General features: G+C 61.9%; 18 protein-coding genes. 8 read left to right on the forward strand and 10 right to left on the reverse strand.

Features of this window, described 5'->3' with window-relative positions; genetic code table 11:
• Window positions 1–68 precede the first annotated feature (68 nt).
• On the forward strand, window positions 69–590 hold the full coding sequence (gene msrA, locus LB515_RS21865; RefSeq protein WP_095768415.1) for a peptide-methionine (S)-S-oxide reductase MsrA: 522 nt from the start codon (window positions 69–71) through the stop codon (window positions 588–590).
• A gap of 112 nt (window positions 591–702) precedes the next feature.
• Here the strand turns inward: msrA and LB515_RS21870 are convergent, their stop codons facing one another.
• Window positions 703–879: a hypothetical protein gene (locus LB515_RS21870; RefSeq protein WP_176477083.1), complete on the reverse strand. Its 177-nt coding sequence runs from the start codon at window positions 877–879 to the stop codon at window positions 703–705.
• A gap of 189 nt (window positions 880–1,068) precedes the next feature.
• Here LB515_RS21870 and LB515_RS21875 point away from each other — a divergent pair, with 189 nt between their 5' ends.
• Complete coding sequence (locus tag LB515_RS21875) at window positions 1,069–1,329, forward strand: hypothetical protein (RefSeq protein ID WP_140840739.1); 261 nt, start codon at window positions 1,069–1,071, stop codon at window positions 1,327–1,329.
• A 26-nt stretch (window positions 1,330–1,355) separates the two neighbouring features.
• Here the strand turns inward: LB515_RS21875 and LB515_RS21880 are convergent, their stop codons facing one another.
• The 4 genes from LB515_RS21880 to LB515_RS21895 all read right to left on the reverse strand — a co-directional run bounded on the left by LB515_RS21880 (window position 1,356) and on the right by LB515_RS21895 (window position 3,533).
• Entirely contained in the window at window positions 1,356–1,901 is a 546-nt protein-coding gene (locus LB515_RS21880; RefSeq protein WP_224708938.1) for a hypothetical protein, read from the reverse strand.
• Between the two features lie 549 nt (window positions 1,902–2,450).
• Window positions 2,451–2,891: a GFA family protein gene (locus LB515_RS21885; protein WP_224632227.1), complete on the reverse strand. Its 441-nt coding sequence runs from the start codon at window positions 2,889–2,891 to the stop codon at window positions 2,451–2,453.
• A 120-nt stretch (window positions 2,892–3,011) separates the two neighbouring features.
• The gene (locus tag LB515_RS21890; RefSeq protein WP_224637311.1) at window positions 3,012–3,317 is read right to left on the reverse strand and encodes a hypothetical protein; all 306 of its coding nucleotides are present in this window, start codon (window positions 3,315–3,317) and stop codon (window positions 3,012–3,014) included.
• 48 nt (window positions 3,318–3,365) lie between these two features.
• The gene (locus tag LB515_RS21895) at window positions 3,366–3,533 is read right to left on the reverse strand and encodes a Thivi_2564 family membrane protein (protein ID WP_095768420.1); all 168 of its coding nucleotides are present in this window, start codon (window positions 3,531–3,533) and stop codon (window positions 3,366–3,368) included.
• Window positions 3,534–3,736: 203 nt separating this feature from the next.
• On the opposite strand from LB515_RS21895, the gene LB515_RS21900 reads away from it, so the two are divergent.
• On the forward strand, window positions 3,737–3,901 hold the full coding sequence (locus tag LB515_RS21900; RefSeq protein WP_095768421.1) for a DUF3309 family protein: 165 nt from the start codon (window positions 3,737–3,739) through the stop codon (window positions 3,899–3,901).
• Between the two features lie 675 nt (window positions 3,902–4,576).
• Window positions 4,577–5,800 (forward strand): anion transporter, encoded by a 1,224-nt coding sequence (locus tag LB515_RS21905; protein WP_140840747.1) that lies wholly within the window; start codon window positions 4,577–4,579, stop codon window positions 5,798–5,800.
• Between the two features lie 101 nt (window positions 5,801–5,901).
• On the opposite strand, the gene LB515_RS21910 is transcribed toward LB515_RS21905, so the two are convergent.
• The 5 genes from LB515_RS21910 to LB515_RS21930 form a co-directional block, all read right to left on the reverse strand.
• The gene (locus LB515_RS21910; protein ID WP_224708939.1) at window positions 5,902–6,987 is read right to left on the reverse strand and encodes an HPP family protein; all 1,086 of its coding nucleotides are present in this window, start codon (window positions 6,985–6,987) and stop codon (window positions 5,902–5,904) included.
• Window positions 6,988–7,297: 310 nt separating this feature from the next.
• Window positions 7,298–7,684 (reverse strand): cupredoxin family copper-binding protein, encoded by a 387-nt coding sequence (locus LB515_RS21915; RefSeq protein ID WP_224708940.1) that lies wholly within the window; start codon window positions 7,682–7,684, stop codon window positions 7,298–7,300.
• Entirely contained in the window at window positions 7,681–8,205 is a 525-nt protein-coding gene (locus tag LB515_RS21920) for a DUF4142 domain-containing protein (protein ID WP_224544660.1), read from the reverse strand. Before LB515_RS21920 ends, LB515_RS21915 begins: the two co-directional genes overlap by 4 nt.
• Before the next feature lie 107 nt (window positions 8,206–8,312).
• Entirely contained in the window at window positions 8,313–9,011 is a 699-nt protein-coding gene (locus LB515_RS21925) for an RNA polymerase sigma factor (protein ID WP_224708941.1), read from the reverse strand.
• Window positions 9,012–9,147: 136 nt separating this feature from the next.
• Complete coding sequence (locus LB515_RS21930) at window positions 9,148–10,320, reverse strand: cystathionine beta-lyase (protein ID WP_224708942.1); 1,173 nt, start codon at window positions 10,318–10,320, stop codon at window positions 9,148–9,150.
• A gap of 464 nt (window positions 10,321–10,784) precedes the next feature.
• On the opposite strand from LB515_RS21930, the gene LB515_RS21935 reads away from it, so the two are divergent.
• The 4 genes from LB515_RS21935 (at window position 10,785) to LB515_RS21950 (ending at window position 15,043) form a co-directional block, all read left to right on the forward strand.
• Window positions 10,785–11,813: an amino acid ABC transporter substrate-binding protein gene (locus tag LB515_RS21935; protein ID WP_140545460.1), complete on the forward strand. Its 1,029-nt coding sequence runs from the start codon at window positions 10,785–10,787 to the stop codon at window positions 11,811–11,813.
• 62 nt (window positions 11,814–11,875) lie between these two features.
• Window positions 11,876–13,063: an amino acid ABC transporter permease gene (locus LB515_RS21940; RefSeq protein WP_224708943.1), complete on the forward strand. Its 1,188-nt coding sequence runs from the start codon at window positions 11,876–11,878 to the stop codon at window positions 13,061–13,063.
• 4 nt (window positions 13,064–13,067) lie between these two features.
• Window positions 13,068–14,225, forward strand: coding sequence for an amino acid ABC transporter permease (locus LB515_RS21945; protein ID WP_224708944.1), 1,158 nt, complete (start codon window positions 13,068–13,070; stop codon window positions 14,223–14,225).
• 68 nt (window positions 14,226–14,293) lie between these two features.
• Window positions 14,294–15,043 (forward strand): amino acid ABC transporter ATP-binding protein, encoded by a 750-nt coding sequence (locus LB515_RS21950; protein WP_176477089.1) that lies wholly within the window; start codon window positions 14,294–14,296, stop codon window positions 15,041–15,043.
• The last annotated feature ends 20 nt before the right edge of the window (window positions 15,044–15,063 follow it).

Genomic DNA, 15,063 nt, shown 5'->3' on the forward strand with positions numbered 1-15,063 from the left:
CCCGCTCGAGCCGCTGGAAGAATCCAGGCGCAACGCCTATTTATGGAGCAATCCAAAGGAGGTACGACATGGCTTCTTCCACCGAGCGCGCGGTCCTTGCCGGCGGCTGCTTCTGGGGCATGCAGGATCTGATCCGGCGCTTGCCCGGCGTGATCTCGACGCGAGTGGGCTACAGCGGCGGCGATGTCCCCAACGCCACCTACCGCAACCACGGCACCCACGCCGAGGCGATCGAGATCATCTTCGATCCGGCCAAGACTAGCTTCCGCACGCTGCTCGAATTCTTCTTCCAGATCCACGATCCGACGACGAAGAACCGCCAGGGCAACGATATCGGCGCGAGCTATCGCTCGGCGATTTTCTATACCAGCGATGAACAGAAACGGATCGCCGAGGACACGATAGCCGATGTCGACGCGTCCGGCCTGTGGCCTGGCAAGGTCGTCACCGAGCTCGCTCCGGTCGGGCCCTTCTGGGAAGCCGAGCCCGAGCATCAGGACTATCTCGAGCGCTATCCCAACGGCTACACCTGCCATTTCGCACGGCCGGGCTGGAAGCTTCCGGTTCGTCAACAGGCGGCCGCGTCATAATCAGCGACCGCGGTGTGTTGACATAGTCTTCACGCGCTTTGATCTGCCCGCCGTGCCGGAAGGCATGGCGGGCTTTTTTGCGTTTCGGCTGGTTGTCCCGGCCCGGCGGGCCTTAGCCCTTGGCTCGGCGGCCTTCGTGTTCGTGGTTGCCGATCCAGTGGGCGCGGATGCGGTCGCTGGCTTCGAGATAAGCCATGTCGATCAGGTAGGTCAGAAGCTTCTCGCCATCGGCCTCCGCCTTCTGGCGAAGTTCTCGCAGGATTCCCTGCGCAAATTGCAGGTTTTCCATTTTGCTAGGCTGGTCCATGGGTGCCCCCAAATGTCGGTGCGGTAAGTTTGGCTCACTATGCTTGTACGAAGATTATCGCCTCGCTCGCGGTGAAGCTGTAATCGGTTGCACTGGGGACGCCCGATCAACGAAGCTGTTGGACATCGCGCGGAAATGTCGATATTTTGCGCGCCCAATCGGATGGCGACCATGCACGAAGACGAGGGCAGCACTCCTGACAAGTTGCAAGCCATGCTTGACGTGATCGCCAGGAGCGAGCCCCCGAGCGAGAGCGGGCAAGCCGATTTCGGCCGATTGAAAGCCGACGCCGCCAAGGCTGCCGGCGTGTTGATCGAATTTTACGGCGATGCAGCCCTGGAGCGGGCCAAGCTCATAGAGCGCCGGTCGCCCCAGTCGTATTTTGCGCGCATGGTCGTGGCTGAAGTCGGCCGGCGCGGCAAGCGAAATTGACCCGCGAGCAATCGGCGAAAGCTGCTTCAAGACGATCTTCGCCTCCCCAGCCTTGCGCCAAGCCGCTGCTCGACCTCTTCCTCGATGTTGTCCAGGAGATAGGACATCAGGTCGTGTCCGATCGACCGCGCTAGGTCCTTGGCTTGCCCGACATGGTTGCGGATCTCGCGCAGCGCCTGCTCTTCGCACGCGGCGTCGTCCGTCAAATCGACGAACCAGCCGGGATAGAGCGCTGCCTCGCCCGTCCCGTCAACATAGCATTGGCCGACGGCCAGGATCTTGCGCAACCCCATCTTCTCGGAATGGACCCTATAGACCTCCCTGAATGCGGACCTGCGCTCCACGGCCTTGCGGATCGCCAGCCGAACCCGTGAACGATCGTCCTGATCGATGCTTTGCATGCATCGTTCAAGCGAAGCGCCATGAGAGAACTCATCGAGTGTCAGACCGAAATAATCTGAAAGATTGGCGTCGCCATAAACGCGGTCGCGCTTGATGTCCCAGGTCCAGAACCCGTCGATCGGTGGATACCGCACATGCATGTTGCGGCCGTGTTCAGGCGCCGTCGTCATGAAAACCGCCCCGTCCGGTTTCAAGCTTTGGCAGCACTATGTCGCAAAAACGGTAAGAAACAAACATGGCCTTTTGTACAAGGCCGGAAGTCATAAGACTTGCTGCCACTGGCAATTCGGGGATGTCATGTTGATATAACCGGAAAGAGGGCGAAGAAAAATTTCTTGAGCCGAAAGAATTTTCACTTTGATGTTGCAACTGCCGCTTGGCGTTTTACGCGAAAACGCGGCGGACAAGCAGGAGAAACAACCCCGGAGGTTGTATTTCCGCAAGAGGCATGGTTGAAAATTCTTATATTTTGTAAAAGAATAAAGCTCTTTGCGTACTGCTGCAGGAAGCCAAGCCGGCTTGCCGCCTCATATTTGCAGCATCTCCAAATGCTAGCGTCAGCCGATTGACCGGCAAACCGACCGGTGGTTGAAAAACGCGAAACTTCGAGAAAAGCCCGCGCATATCAGTCCGCGGCCGGGCGTCCTCCCGGACGTGCGGAAGCCGTCACTAGACTGAAGGTCTCTGTCGTTCAGGCTAAAGTCTGCCAAAAGATCAACCTAAGCCAGTCTTTGCTGCGGCTCCAGGTCGGCTTCAGCGCTTGCGGCCGAATCATCGGCGATCCGGTCATGCTCGAACTGGCGCGCCGTGGGCAGGGCCTGCAACCAGGGCTCGCGGCGTCCGATCCAGAGTTCATAGCTCGGCACCAGCCCTTCGGTTGGCGCAACGTCCAGGCTACCGATCGTCACTTCGGCCTCGTCGTCGCCAACGAACGGAACGCGGCTTCCGCAGGTGGGGCAAAAGCTCCGAGCGCCATAGCTGCTGGTGATGCCGGTGGTTTCGAACGCTTTTAGCGGCCATACGGCGTAGGCATGGAAGGCCGATCCGCTTGTCTTGCGGCAGTCCTTGCAGTGACAGAGGCCGACCCGGAGCGGCTCCCCAGTGACGCGGAACTGCACCCCGCCACACAGGCAACTCCCGCTGCGCGCGATTTCAGGCATTGCTGTTCCTCCTGCGGCTATGCACAGAGCCAATTTCGGTTGCCCCGGCAGGTCCCGCTGCCGGCTGCTAAAACCCGCAACAAGTTGCGATGGTTCCACGCCTGCGTGCAAGAAGCACGGTCAGTCGGGGAGGTTGATCGGCTCCTCGCACCGATAGACGCGGCACTCGCCGTCTTTGGTCGGAACCGTCGTCGACACAGGCACTTCCGGCCAGTCGCACTCATTGCCGAATTGCCGAACGAATCGGTCATAAGTATCCGCGCCTGTGCTCAAGACCACGGCACGATCACTTTTGATCAGCGTCTGCGTCTGCTCGCAAGTCATCGCGCGTGTGTCCGGCCGGGCGTAGGCGGCGCTCACGGTGCACAACATTGGGCCGGCGCACAACATTTTGCCTGCGGCAAGTGCAATCAACAGGGTTCTCATGGGGACGCCAGGTTTTTGAAGTTTCCGGGTGTCGAATATGGATCGCGGCTAGAACACCGCAAGATATTTGAGCAGCGAAACGATTCCGATGATGATGACGATGATCTGCGCGATCTGGCGCGCGCGGGCATCGAGCGGCAGGCGTTGCACGAGGTAAAGCACCAGGATCACCACCAGGAAAGTGATCAATATGCCGATAAGGATCGATACGCCCATTTGCCTGCCTTCTTATCAAGATTGCCCGGATGGGCAGGCTCCAACGTTGCCGGCTGCGAAATGGTTCCAGGCGGATCGAGCCCGCCGATCGTGTCGTCCGAAAGCAGAAGCCGGTTTCGACGTCGGCGGAACATGCGCGCGGCTTGCGAGTTCACTTCCTCGATAGCAATGCGCGGGATCGCACTGTCAGAGAGGAAGAAACCATGGGCCTCGGCACGATTCTCATCATCATTCTCATCCTTGCTCTGCTTGGCGGCTTCAGCGGCTTAGGCGGAGGGCCTTTCTACGGCACCGGCTATTATGGCGGCGGCGGCCTCGGACTCGTCCTGGTCATCGTGATCATCCTGGTGTTGCTCGGCCGCATCTGACGGCCCACGATGCGACTACGCCTCAGGGTGTCGCCAGCGCGTCCCTCAGCTTCGCCGCCAGGCGATTGCTTCGCGGCTGGCGTCGCGGTTCCCGATCTGCGTTTCGGCTAGTTTTGGCGGCCAAGGCGGCGATCAGCGCGACGACGGCGAGGAGCGGAAGCATTTGCCGTCGCAGGGCGCGTCGCAGTCGGATGATCATTGCTGCAATAGAACGAGATTCCGCGGCGTTGCGGTCGACCGGCGGCAGATCCGCGAATCCCGCTAGCTCTCGCGCCCACTGCATTCGAGGCAGGTGATACTGTGTCCCGGACAATTCAGCCGGTGCGTGCCCCCTGGGCAGCAATGGCCGTTCGAGCTCAGCCACCGCGCGCAAACGAAAACCTTCTTGGCCCCGTGACAGCGGGAGCATTCCTGCGGACGCATCAATTCCTCCCGTGACGGGACGCTATGTTCCGCTTCAACGACCGTGTTCATCCGTTTAGTCCCCAACGCCTGGATTATCGGTCACATATGTTAATTCACTATTCTTTACATTAGGGTTTATGAATGTGAAAGGCGTGAAAGCGACATAAGGCTTTCACGCGCTTGTGCGCTTTCCCTTTGCGCTGGCCTTGTTAAATGTGGTGCCGCCCGATGCGTCGACGGATCAGGGCACGCAAAGGGAATCTTCTTGCAATGACATGGACCGGCGCGGGCGCGCTTTTCATCCTCGTGCTCACCTATGCCGGCGTTGCCGTCGGCCGTATTCCGGGCCTGCGGCTCGACCGCGCCGGCATCGCGTTGCTGGGCGGCGCCGCCATGATCGCAATCGGCGCGATCGGCATCGAGGATGCCTACAGAGCCATCAATTTCGACACCATCACCTTGCTGCTCGGCATGATGATCGTGGTCGCGCATCTGAAGGTCTCGGGCGCGTTTCGGGCGCTCGGCGGCTTTGCCATCGAGCATGCCCACGCGCCCTTCATGCTTTTGGTAATGGTGACGCTGCTGACCGGCGCGCTCTCGGCCTTCCTGGTCAATGACGCGATCTGCCTGGTGATGGCGCCGATCGTCGTGCACGTCACACGAGTCATCAACCGCAACCCGGTGCCTTACCTCATCGCTACCTGCACGGCCTCGAACTGCGGCAGCGTCGCCACCATCACAGGCAACCCGCAGAATATGGTGATCGGTGCGCTGTCCGGGATTTCCTATCCGGCTTTCACGCTGGCGCTCGCGCCGGTGGCGCTGTTCGGCCTGCTCTGCGTCATCGTCATCGTGCGCATCGTCTACCGGGCCGAATTCTCCCGCCCTGCCGAGCTCAGCCCGGAAGTCTATCGCGGCCGCATGCTGCCCGGGCAGGTGCTGAAGGCCACCATCGTCTGCGTGTTGCTGGCGCTCGCCTTCTTCGCCGGCGTTCCCGTCGCGAAGGCGGCGCTCATTGCCGGCGCCTTCCTGCTGGTCACGCGGGCAATCAAGCCGCGGCGCATTTACCGCGAGATCGACGGACCGCTGCTCTTCATGTTCGCCGGCTTGTTCGTGGTGGTGGCGGGTGCCGAGCGCACCTTGCTCACGCCCGACATGATCGCCTGGGCCAAGAACATCGGACTCGACGATGTCTGGCGGCTCTCCGGCTTCACCGCGGTGCTTTCCAACATCATGAGCAATGTGCCGGCGGTGCTGGCGCTCCGGCCCTTCGTTCCTGGGCTGGAAAACCCGGCGCGCGCCTGGCTGGTCGTGGCGATGAGCTCGACGCTTGCCGGCAATTTCACGCTGCTCGGCTCGGTTGCCAATCTGATCGTCGCCGAGCAGGCAAAAGCTGCCGGCAAGGAGCTTTCCTTCTCGGCTTTCTTTAAGGTCGGCCTGCCGCTGACGCTGGTGACGCTTCTTGCCGGCACCGCCTGGCTAGCCTGGGCCTGAAGACGCTGTCCCTTCGGACCGCCTGATCGAGGGCGCCGCGGCGACATGACCGGCGGCAGCGTCTCGACCTGGCAGTCGGCTTGCGGGGGTGAGGGCCTTGCTTAGGCCACCGCCTTCAACGGCGCCCTGTCTGCCTGCTGCAGGCGTGCGGCGGCCGCGAGCAGGTCGGTCTGGGTGATCAGGCCGAGGATGCGCCGCTCGGCATCGACGATCACCACGGCATGGCTGCGGCCGTCGGTCAGCACCGGCAGCAGACTCATCGCCGGGGTGTCGGGTGAGGCTGTGCCGGCCTTAGACATCACCCCTTTGACCGTGTCGGTCGCCCTTGTCAGCTCGCGCAGACCGACCGCGCCGGAGAGCCGTCCGTCCGCGTCGATCACCGGCAAGGTGCGGATGTTGTGGTCGATCAGCTGTTTGCGCGCGTCGTCGGCCGACGCCTTTTCCGCCACGGAGATCACATCGCGCGACATGATGTCTTTGCAAAGCAGCGTACGCTGCGAGCGCACCATGGCCTGCAACTCGACCTGGCGCAGCAGGCGCTCCAGGTCGTCACGGTCGATGTCGAAGGTCTCGTCGAGCGCCGAGAGGGCGGCGTCGACATCCTCGGGCCGGAAGCCGACGCGCTCGGCCGGCGGCCGGTCGGCGGTGCCGTGGCCGCGGGCGGCGGGCACGTGCACATGGGGATAGTTGCGCCGCGACAGCTTGTGGAAAAGGAAGCCGAGCGCAACCAGGATGGTCGAGTTGAGTGCTACCGGCACGAAGGGAAACAGGAAGCCCGCGGCGGCGACGGCCGGCCCGCCGAGCACGCCGGTAAGCGCCGCTGCGCCGCCCGGCGGGTGCAATGAGCGCGTGAACGACATGGCGGCGATCGCCAGCGCCACCGCTAGGCCGGCGGCGACCACCGTGTCATGCACAAAATGCGCCACGGTCACGCCAACCAGCGCCGAAATCGTGTTGCCGCCGATGATCGACCAGGGCTGCGCCAGCGGGCTCGAGGGAACGGCAAAGAGCAGCACTGCCGAAGCGCCCATTGGCGCCACCAGCATCGCCACAAGCGGGCCGCTACCCATGGCGAGCCCGCTAATCATGCCGGTGAGCGCGATACCGATGGTAGCGCCGATGCAGGCAAGCAGCCGTTCGCGAAGCGTCGCACCGGCAAGGATCGGAACGAAAAGGCGAAACGCCATGGCAGGCCCTGGATCGAAGAGGTGGAATTGCGTTGCCCGCAATGCCGCTGAAGCCGCGGATTTGAAAGCCAAACCAATCCGTAGATTCGCCGCTGAAGAGAATATTATTGCACAGCGATCCGCGCCGGACGCGCCGCCAGCGGCCTCGGCTTTCTCAATCGCGCCAAGCCTTTACGACGGTTTGCAGAGTCGGTTCGGCAATTCGCCCGAATGAAATTGTACGAATGCGGCGCGTGGCGCTGAGGCTGCTTTCGGCATGGGATTGCTGCAAGGTCAAGCGAGGCGCTGCGCGCGCCTCGCTCTCGGATAGCTAGGGCGCCACCTCGACATGGCCCTTCATGTTGGGATGGAAGCGGCAGAAATAGTCCGCTGTCCCCGCCGCCTTCAGCGTAATCTTGCCCTTCGACTTTGCGGGGATCATCACGTCCCAGCCGCCTTTCACTGTCGCGGTGTGGGCGATCACATCCTTATTCGTCCACTCGATCGTATCGCCGACCTTGGCCTGAATGTTTGCGGGCGAGAAGACCAGCTTGTCGATCGTTATCTCGATCGTCGCGGCGAACGCCGGCGATGCGATGAGCGCCAGTGCCAGGGTGACCGGAGCAATTCCTGGAAAAGTGTGGAACGATTGGGCGCAGCGACTTCGCCGTAGCCTTCCGTCAGGAATTGCCTCAAAACAAAGCAAAAGCGGCCTCATTTCAACATGCCGGCGACGTGTTCGGCATGCTGCTGATGTCCCTGGAAAACCTTGAGGCCGGTCTCCAGCAGGCTCTTCAGCTCAGCATTGCTGGCCGAGGGGATGAGCAAGGTTTCGAGCGCGCCGTTGACCTGTTTGTGATAGGCCACTTCGTTCTCGATATAGGCCTTGTCGAAGGCGGCACCCTTGAGCTTCGCCAGTTTGGCGTCCTCTTCCTTCGCAGCCTTGGTCAGGGCCTTGCTGGTGTCGTTGTCCTCGGGCGTGACCTTCAGCTTCTTCACGAGCTCGAGCGCCTGCTTGTTCACCGCCTCGTGGTCGCGCTCCATGTCTTTGGCGAAGTCGACGACCTCCTTGTTCTTGGACTTCTTGATCGCCAGCTTGGCCGCTTCGATGTCGAGCGTGCCGGCCGTATAGGCAATGTGGGCGATCTGCGGATCGGTGGGCTTTTCGGCGGCTAGCGCCAGCGGCGCCGTGCTCACGAAGGAAAGGGCGGCGAGGGCGGCGGTTAATCGCATGAACATGGCATCTCCTTTGCCCGGCGCTCTGGCTACGGGCTTCATCTGGTGTTGACTGCCGTTGGATGCGGGCGAGAACGAAACGTTCCCAGGAAAAGATCGGGAAATCGAAATTAGGGCTCGAATCCCAGCCTTTTCATCACCGCCTGCGTCAGCCGCTCGCAGCGACGACCGGCGAAGGGGAAGGCGTCGAGCAAAACCGGGCCGATCTCGTCGTCCAGCGCCTTTCGCACCAGTGCTCGCGCCCGATGCAGCCTGGTCTTCACCGTCTCGGGCTTCACGCCCAGCAGATCGGCGGTTTCCTCGATGCTGAGGCCCTCAATGACACGGGCCACGAAAACGGTACGATAGACATCGGGAAGGCTGTCGGTCGCCCGTTCGACAAGCCCGAGGATTTGCCGCTGCGCCATCGTCCGCTCCGGATCGTCGCCTGGATTCAAGTCGTTTTGGTTCAAGGTAAACCGGATGATCTGCGCCCCCGGATTTCCGGGCATCGCCACAGTGCGCCTGCGCTTGCGCAGCCGGCCGAGCGCTTCGTTGATGACGATGCGCGACAGCCAGGTGGAAAGCGAAGCCTCGCTGCGAAAGCTGCTGAGACTGGCGAAGGCGCGCATATAGGCCTCCTGCACGATGTCCTCGGCCTCGGCGTCATTGCGCACCACGCCGCGCGCGATGCGGTAAAGCCGCTGGTTGTGCGTCTTGATGATGGCGCGGAACGCACCAGGATCGCGCGCAAGCGCCCGGCGCACCAGTGCCATGTCGCCGGCCTCCGCCGCACCGATTTCGGCGGCTTCAATAGCAGGCTGTCTCATCTCGCCCCGATCTCCCGGCAACGTTACATGTGCGATTGGATGCGCCTGCCGACAAAAGGTTCCAGAACGGTTGCACTGGTCATGCTACCGCTTGGACAGAGGCTTGTCTGGTCGGAATCGTCCGCTGATCAGGCCGTCACTCGGCGGCAGCCGCCGCGGCGAGGCCGCGGAGAATGTCGGCCTTCAGGTCCTCGACATCCTCCAGCCCGACCTGCAGCCGGATCAGCGGGCCGGCATACGAACCTTTGGCAAGCGTGCGGTCGCCAAGGAAGACCGAAACAGCGAGACTCTCATAGCCGCCCCAGGAATAACCGAGGCCGAAGATCTTGAGCGCGTCGAGAAAGGCGTGCTGGGCCTTCTGGCCGCCGCTGTTGAGCACGATCGAGAAGACTCCGCTCGAGCCGCAGAAATCGCGCTTCCAGAGCGCATGGTCGGGATGGCTTTCCAGCGCCGGATGCAGCACCTGCGCGATGCCAGGCTGCTCCTCCAGCCAGCGCGCGATGTCGAGCGCGCTCTTGCGGTGATGCTCTAGCCGCACGCCCATCGTGCGCAGGCCGCGTAGCACTTGGTAGATATCGTCGGGACCGGAACAGCAGCCCAGCGCGCAAAACCCATCATAAAGCTTCGTCCAGCAGGCGTCGTTGGCCGAAACCAGGCCGAGCAGCACGTCGGAATGACCGGCCGGATATTTCGTCGCCGCGTGGATCGAGATGTCGACGCCATGGTCGAGCGGCTTGAAATAGAGCGGCGTCGCCCAGGTGTTGTCCATCATCACGATGGCGTTCGCCGCATGTGCAGCCTCGGAGATCGCCGGGATGTCCTGCACCTCATAGGTGTTCGATGCCGGCGATTCGGTGAACACCACCCTTGTGTTTGGCTTGATCAGCGAAGCGATGCCGGCGCCGATGCGCGGCTCGTAATATTCGATCTCGACGCCGAGCCGCTTCAGTATCGTGTCGGCGAAGTGGCGCGTCGGGTGGTAGACGCTGTCGACGATCAACAAGTGATCGCCCGCGGCAAGGAAGGTGAGCAGCGGCACCGTCACCGCCGCCAGTCCGGAAGGCACCGCGATCGTGCCGGCCGAGCCTTCCAGCGCATCGACGGCGAGCGTGAGCGCGTCCATCGTCGGGGTGCCGCGGGTGCCGTAAGTGTATTTCTGGCTGCGCCCAGCCATCGAAGCGGCGTCGGGATAAAGCACTGTCGAGGCATGCACGACCGGCGGGTTGACGAAGCCGAAATAGTCGCGCGGATTGTTGCCGGAATGGGCAAGCAGCGTGTTGATGCCCATCTCGATGCCGTCTCTAGCCATGGTTCGTCGCCTATCGAATGATGTCAGGGGATCAGCCATAAAGCGGCGGCAAAGCCGGCGCAACCGCGTCGGGCCCGCCAAAAGCCGGTCTTCCGCTGGGCCAATCCAAAGGCGCTCAAGCCCAGTAAAGAACGCTATTGCCGCAGCGGATTCTGCCGCAGGAGCACGGATTCGCGACGCCGCGACTTGAGTGATTTGTTCGCATCGCCTGCCGGTTTCATGTGCTCTTGTCCGCAATTCTGGCATTTGCGGCAATTGCTTTCAAACCTCTGAGGAATCGGTCATTTCCCTTGACCTCACAGGAATAATCGCCTTCGATGCGTTTCGTGAATGGGAGGCAGCGCATCGCAACCGATGCGGGTCCCGGGAGTGGGCCTTGGAGTGGGAGCTGCATTCACAAACGAAAAAAGATCAAGCGTCGCCTGGCGATAGGGGCGCCTGTAACAGAAAAGGGTCTGTGGGTCATGAAACACATTGCAATCGGCATTCTTGGCGTCGCCGCGCTCGGGTTCATGGCGTCTGCCGCCTCGGCCGGCACGCTCGATACCGTGAAGCAGAAGGGCTTTATCCAGTGCGGCGTCTCGACCGGCCTCGCCGGCTTCTCGGCGCCGGACGACAAGGGCGACTGGAAGGGCATCGACGCGGACTTCTGTCGCGCCGTTGCGGCCGCTGTCTTCGGAGACGGCTCCAAAGTGAAGTTCACGCCGCTAAGCGCCAAGGAGCGTTTCACCGCCTTGCAATCGGGCGAGATCGACATCCTGTCGCGCAACACCACCTGGACCAGCAACCGCGATAGCGCGCTTGGCCTCGATTTTGTCGGCATCACCTACTATGACGGCCAGGGCTTCATGATCAACGCCAAGAAGCTGCCCGGCGTGAACTCCGCGCTGCAGCTTTCGGGCGCCGCCGTGTGCGTGCAGAGCGGCACCACCACCGAGCTCAACCTCGCCGACTACTTCAAGAAGAACAAGATGGAGTACAACCCCGTCGTGTTCGAGAAGCTCGAAGAGGTCAACGCCGCCTATGACGCCGGCCGCTGCGATGCTTATACCACCGACCAGTCCGGCCTTTATGGTATCCGTCTGACGCTCTCCTCGCCGGCCGACCATGTCGTGCTGCCCGAGATCATCTCCAAGGAGCCGCTCGGCCCGGCCGTGCGCCAGGGCGATGACCAGTGGGCGCATATCGCGCGCTGGACGTATTTCGCGCTGCTCAACGCCGAGGAAGCCGGCATCACGCAGGCCAATGTCGATGAGATGAAGACGTCGACCGACCCGAACATCCAGCGCCTTCTCGGCACTGAACCGGACGGCAAGTATGGCGCCGATCTCGGCCTCTCCAACGACTTTGTCGTCAACATCGTCAAGGCTGTCGGCAACTACGGCGAAATGTTTGAGCGCAACGTCGGCTCGGGCAGCCCGCTCAAGATCGCGCGCGGCATCAACGCGCTGTGGACCAAAGGCGGCCTGCAATACGGTCCGCCGATCCGCTGATTGAAACGTGATCCGGGAGGCAGGTCGTCTGTCTCCCGGTTTCTCTTTCCAGAGGACGGTCCATGGCTTCGCAGGAAATCCTTCGCGAGGAGCCGAGTCGCGGCTCCTTCATCAATGACCCGAGAATACGCAGCCTGTTCTTTCAGACGCTGGTTGTGATCCTGCTGTTCAGTTCGATCTGGTGGATCGTCCACAACGTCATCGAAAACCTCCAGCGTCTGCACATCGCGTCGGGCTTCGGTTTTGTCAGGAGCAGGGCCGGCTTCGACATTTCCGACACGCCGATCGCCTATACGTCCGACTCGACCTATTTCCGCGCGCTGGTCGTCGGTTTGCTCAACACGATCATTGTCGCCGCCGCCGGCATCGTGCTTGCGACCATCGTGGGCTTCGCCATCGGCATCGGCCGCCTGTCGCAGAACTGGCTGATCCGCAAGATCTGCACGGTCTATGTCGAGATCTTCCGCAACATCCCACCGCTGCTGGTCATCTTCTTCTGGTATTCCGGCGTGCTGGCCGTGCTGCCGCCGCCGCGCGAGAGCATCCACCTGCCTTTCGGCTCGTTCCTCAACCAGCGCGGTTTCTATTTTCCGCGCGCCGTTTGGGGCGATGGCTCCTGGCTGATCGGCGTCGCACTGCTGCTCGCCATTGCAATGGTCTGGTTCGTCGCCCACAGGGCGCGACAGCGGCAGAAGGCGACGGGCCAGCAATTTCCGGTCTTCTGGACATCGGTCGCGCTTATCGTCGGCCTGCCGGTGCTGGCCTTCCTGCTCGGCGGCATGCCGCTCACCTTCGATTTTCCGAAGCAATCGACCTTCAACCTGACCGGTGGCTTCTGGGTCAAGCCGGAATTCCTGTCGCTCTTGCTGGCGCTCTCCTTCTACACGGCGGCCTTCATCGCCGAGATCGTGCGCGCCGGCATCAGGGGCGTCAACAAAGGGCAGAGCGAAGCGGCGGCGGCGCTCGGCCTCCGCTCCGGTCCGATCCTGCGGCTGGTGGTCATCCCGCAGGCGATGCGCATAGTCATCCCGCCGCTCACCAGCCAGTATCTCAACCTGACCAAGAACTCCTCGCTGGCGATCGCTATCGGCTATCCGGACCTTACCGCCACCGCCGGCACGGTGCTCAATCAGACCGGGCAGGCGGTGGAGGGCGTTTTCATCATGATGATCGCCTATCTGGTGCTGAGCCTGGTGACGTCCTTTGTCATGAATATCGTCAATGCCAGAATGGCGCTGGTGGAGAGGTAAGGCCATGCAGGAACATGAAATGTCCTGGGTGCGCACCGAGATGGCGCTTGCCCAGCCGGCCCCGCCTACCGAACGCGGCGCCTATGCCTGGGTGCGCAAGAACCTGGTCGGTTCGGTCGGCGACACCGTCCTCACAATCCTCGGCATCGCCATCGTGCTTTGGATCCTGCCGCAGGTCATCAGCTGGGCCTTCCTCAATGCCCAGTGGACCGGGCCGGATCGCACCGTCTGCACCACTGTCACGCAAGGCGGCATCCAGCCCGACGGCTGGACCGGTGCCTGCTGGGCTTTCGTCAACGCCAAGTTCGGCCAGTTCATGTTCGGCACCTATCCGATCGAGGAGCGCTGGCGGCCGATCCTGGTCGCCATCCTGTTCGTGGCGCTGTTGGTGCCGATGCTGATCCCGCGCGTGCCGCGCAAGGGATTGAATGCGGTGCTGTTGTTCGTAGCGCTGCCGATCGTCGCCTTCTTCCTGCTGCTTGGCGGCGTGTTCGGCCTGCCGGTGGTCGAGACCTCGCGCTGGGGCGGGCTTCTCGTGACGCTCAGCCTCTCCTTCGTCGGCATTGCGGTGTCGCTGCCTTTGGGCATCGTGCTGGCGCTCGGGCGCCGTTCGAAGATGCCGATCATCAAATGGCTTTGTATCGTCTTCATCGAGACGGTGCGCGGCATTCCGCTGATCACGGTGCTGTTCTTCGCCAGCGTCATGCTGCCGCTGTTCCTGCCCGCGGGCGTTACTTTCGACAAGTATCTGCGTGCGTTGATCGGTGTGTCGCTGTTTGCCGCCGCCTATATGGCCGAAGTGATTCGCGGCGGCTTGCAGGCGATCCCGAAGGGCCAGTATGAGGGCGCCGATTCGCTCGGCCTCGGCTACTGGCAGAAGATGAGCCTGATCGTGCTACCGCAGGCGCTGAAGCTGGTCATTCCGGGCATCGTCAATACCTTCATCGGCATGTTCAAGGACACCAGCCTGGTCCTGATCATCTCGATGTTCGACTTGCTCGGCGTGGTGAAGCAGAATTTCGCCGATGCCAACTGGGCAACCCCACAGACCGCGAGATCCGGCCTGATCTTTGCCGCCTTCGTTTTCTGGCTGTTCTGCTTCGGCATGTCGCGCTATTCAATGTACACCGAACGCCGGCTCGACACCGGTTATAAACGATAAAAAGGGAACAGGTTATGGCCACCGAAAACGCCGTCAGCGCGGAAGAAATCAAGGTCAACGCCGCCAAGATGCACATCTCCACCACCGATGTCGCCATCGACATCGTCGGCATGCACAAATGGTATGGCGAGTTCCATGTGCTGAAGGACATCAACCTCAAGGTGATGCGTGGCGAGCGCATCGTCATCTGCGGTCCGTCCGGCTCCGGCAAGTCGACCATGATCCGCTGCATCAACCGGCTGGAAGAGCACCAGAAGGGCAAGATCATCGTCGACGGCAAGGAACTCACCAACGATCTGAAGAAGATCGACGAGGTGCGCCGCGAGGTCGGCATGGTGTTCCAGCATTTCAACCTGTTCCCACATCTCACCATCCTGGAGAACTGCACGCTGGCGCCGATCTGGGTGCGCAAGATGCCGAAGAAGCAGGCCGAGGAAATCGCCATGCATTTCCTTAAGCGCGTCAAGATACCGGAACAGGCCAACAAATATCCGGGCCAGCTCTCCGGCGGGCAGCAGCAGCGCGTTGCGATCGCGCGCTCGCTGTGCATGAATCCGCGCATCATGCTGTTCGACGAGCCGACCTCGGCGCTCGACCCGGAAATGATCAAGGAAGTGCTGGAGACGATGGTGGGGCTGGCGGAAGAGGGCATGACCATGCTTTGCGTCACCCACGAGATGGGCTTTGCCCGCAAGGTGGCCAACCGCGTAATCTTCATGGATCAGGGCCAGATCGTCGAGCAGAACACGCCGGCCGAATTCTTCGACCATCCGCGCCATGAACGCACAAAGCTTTTCCTGTCGCAGATCCTGCACTGAGCGGGCGCAATCGCCAAATT

This window comes from Mesorhizobium sp. CA15, from assembly GCF_020165215.1.
Classification (GTDB): Bacteria; Pseudomonadota; Alphaproteobacteria; order Rhizobiales; family Rhizobiaceae; genus Mesorhizobium.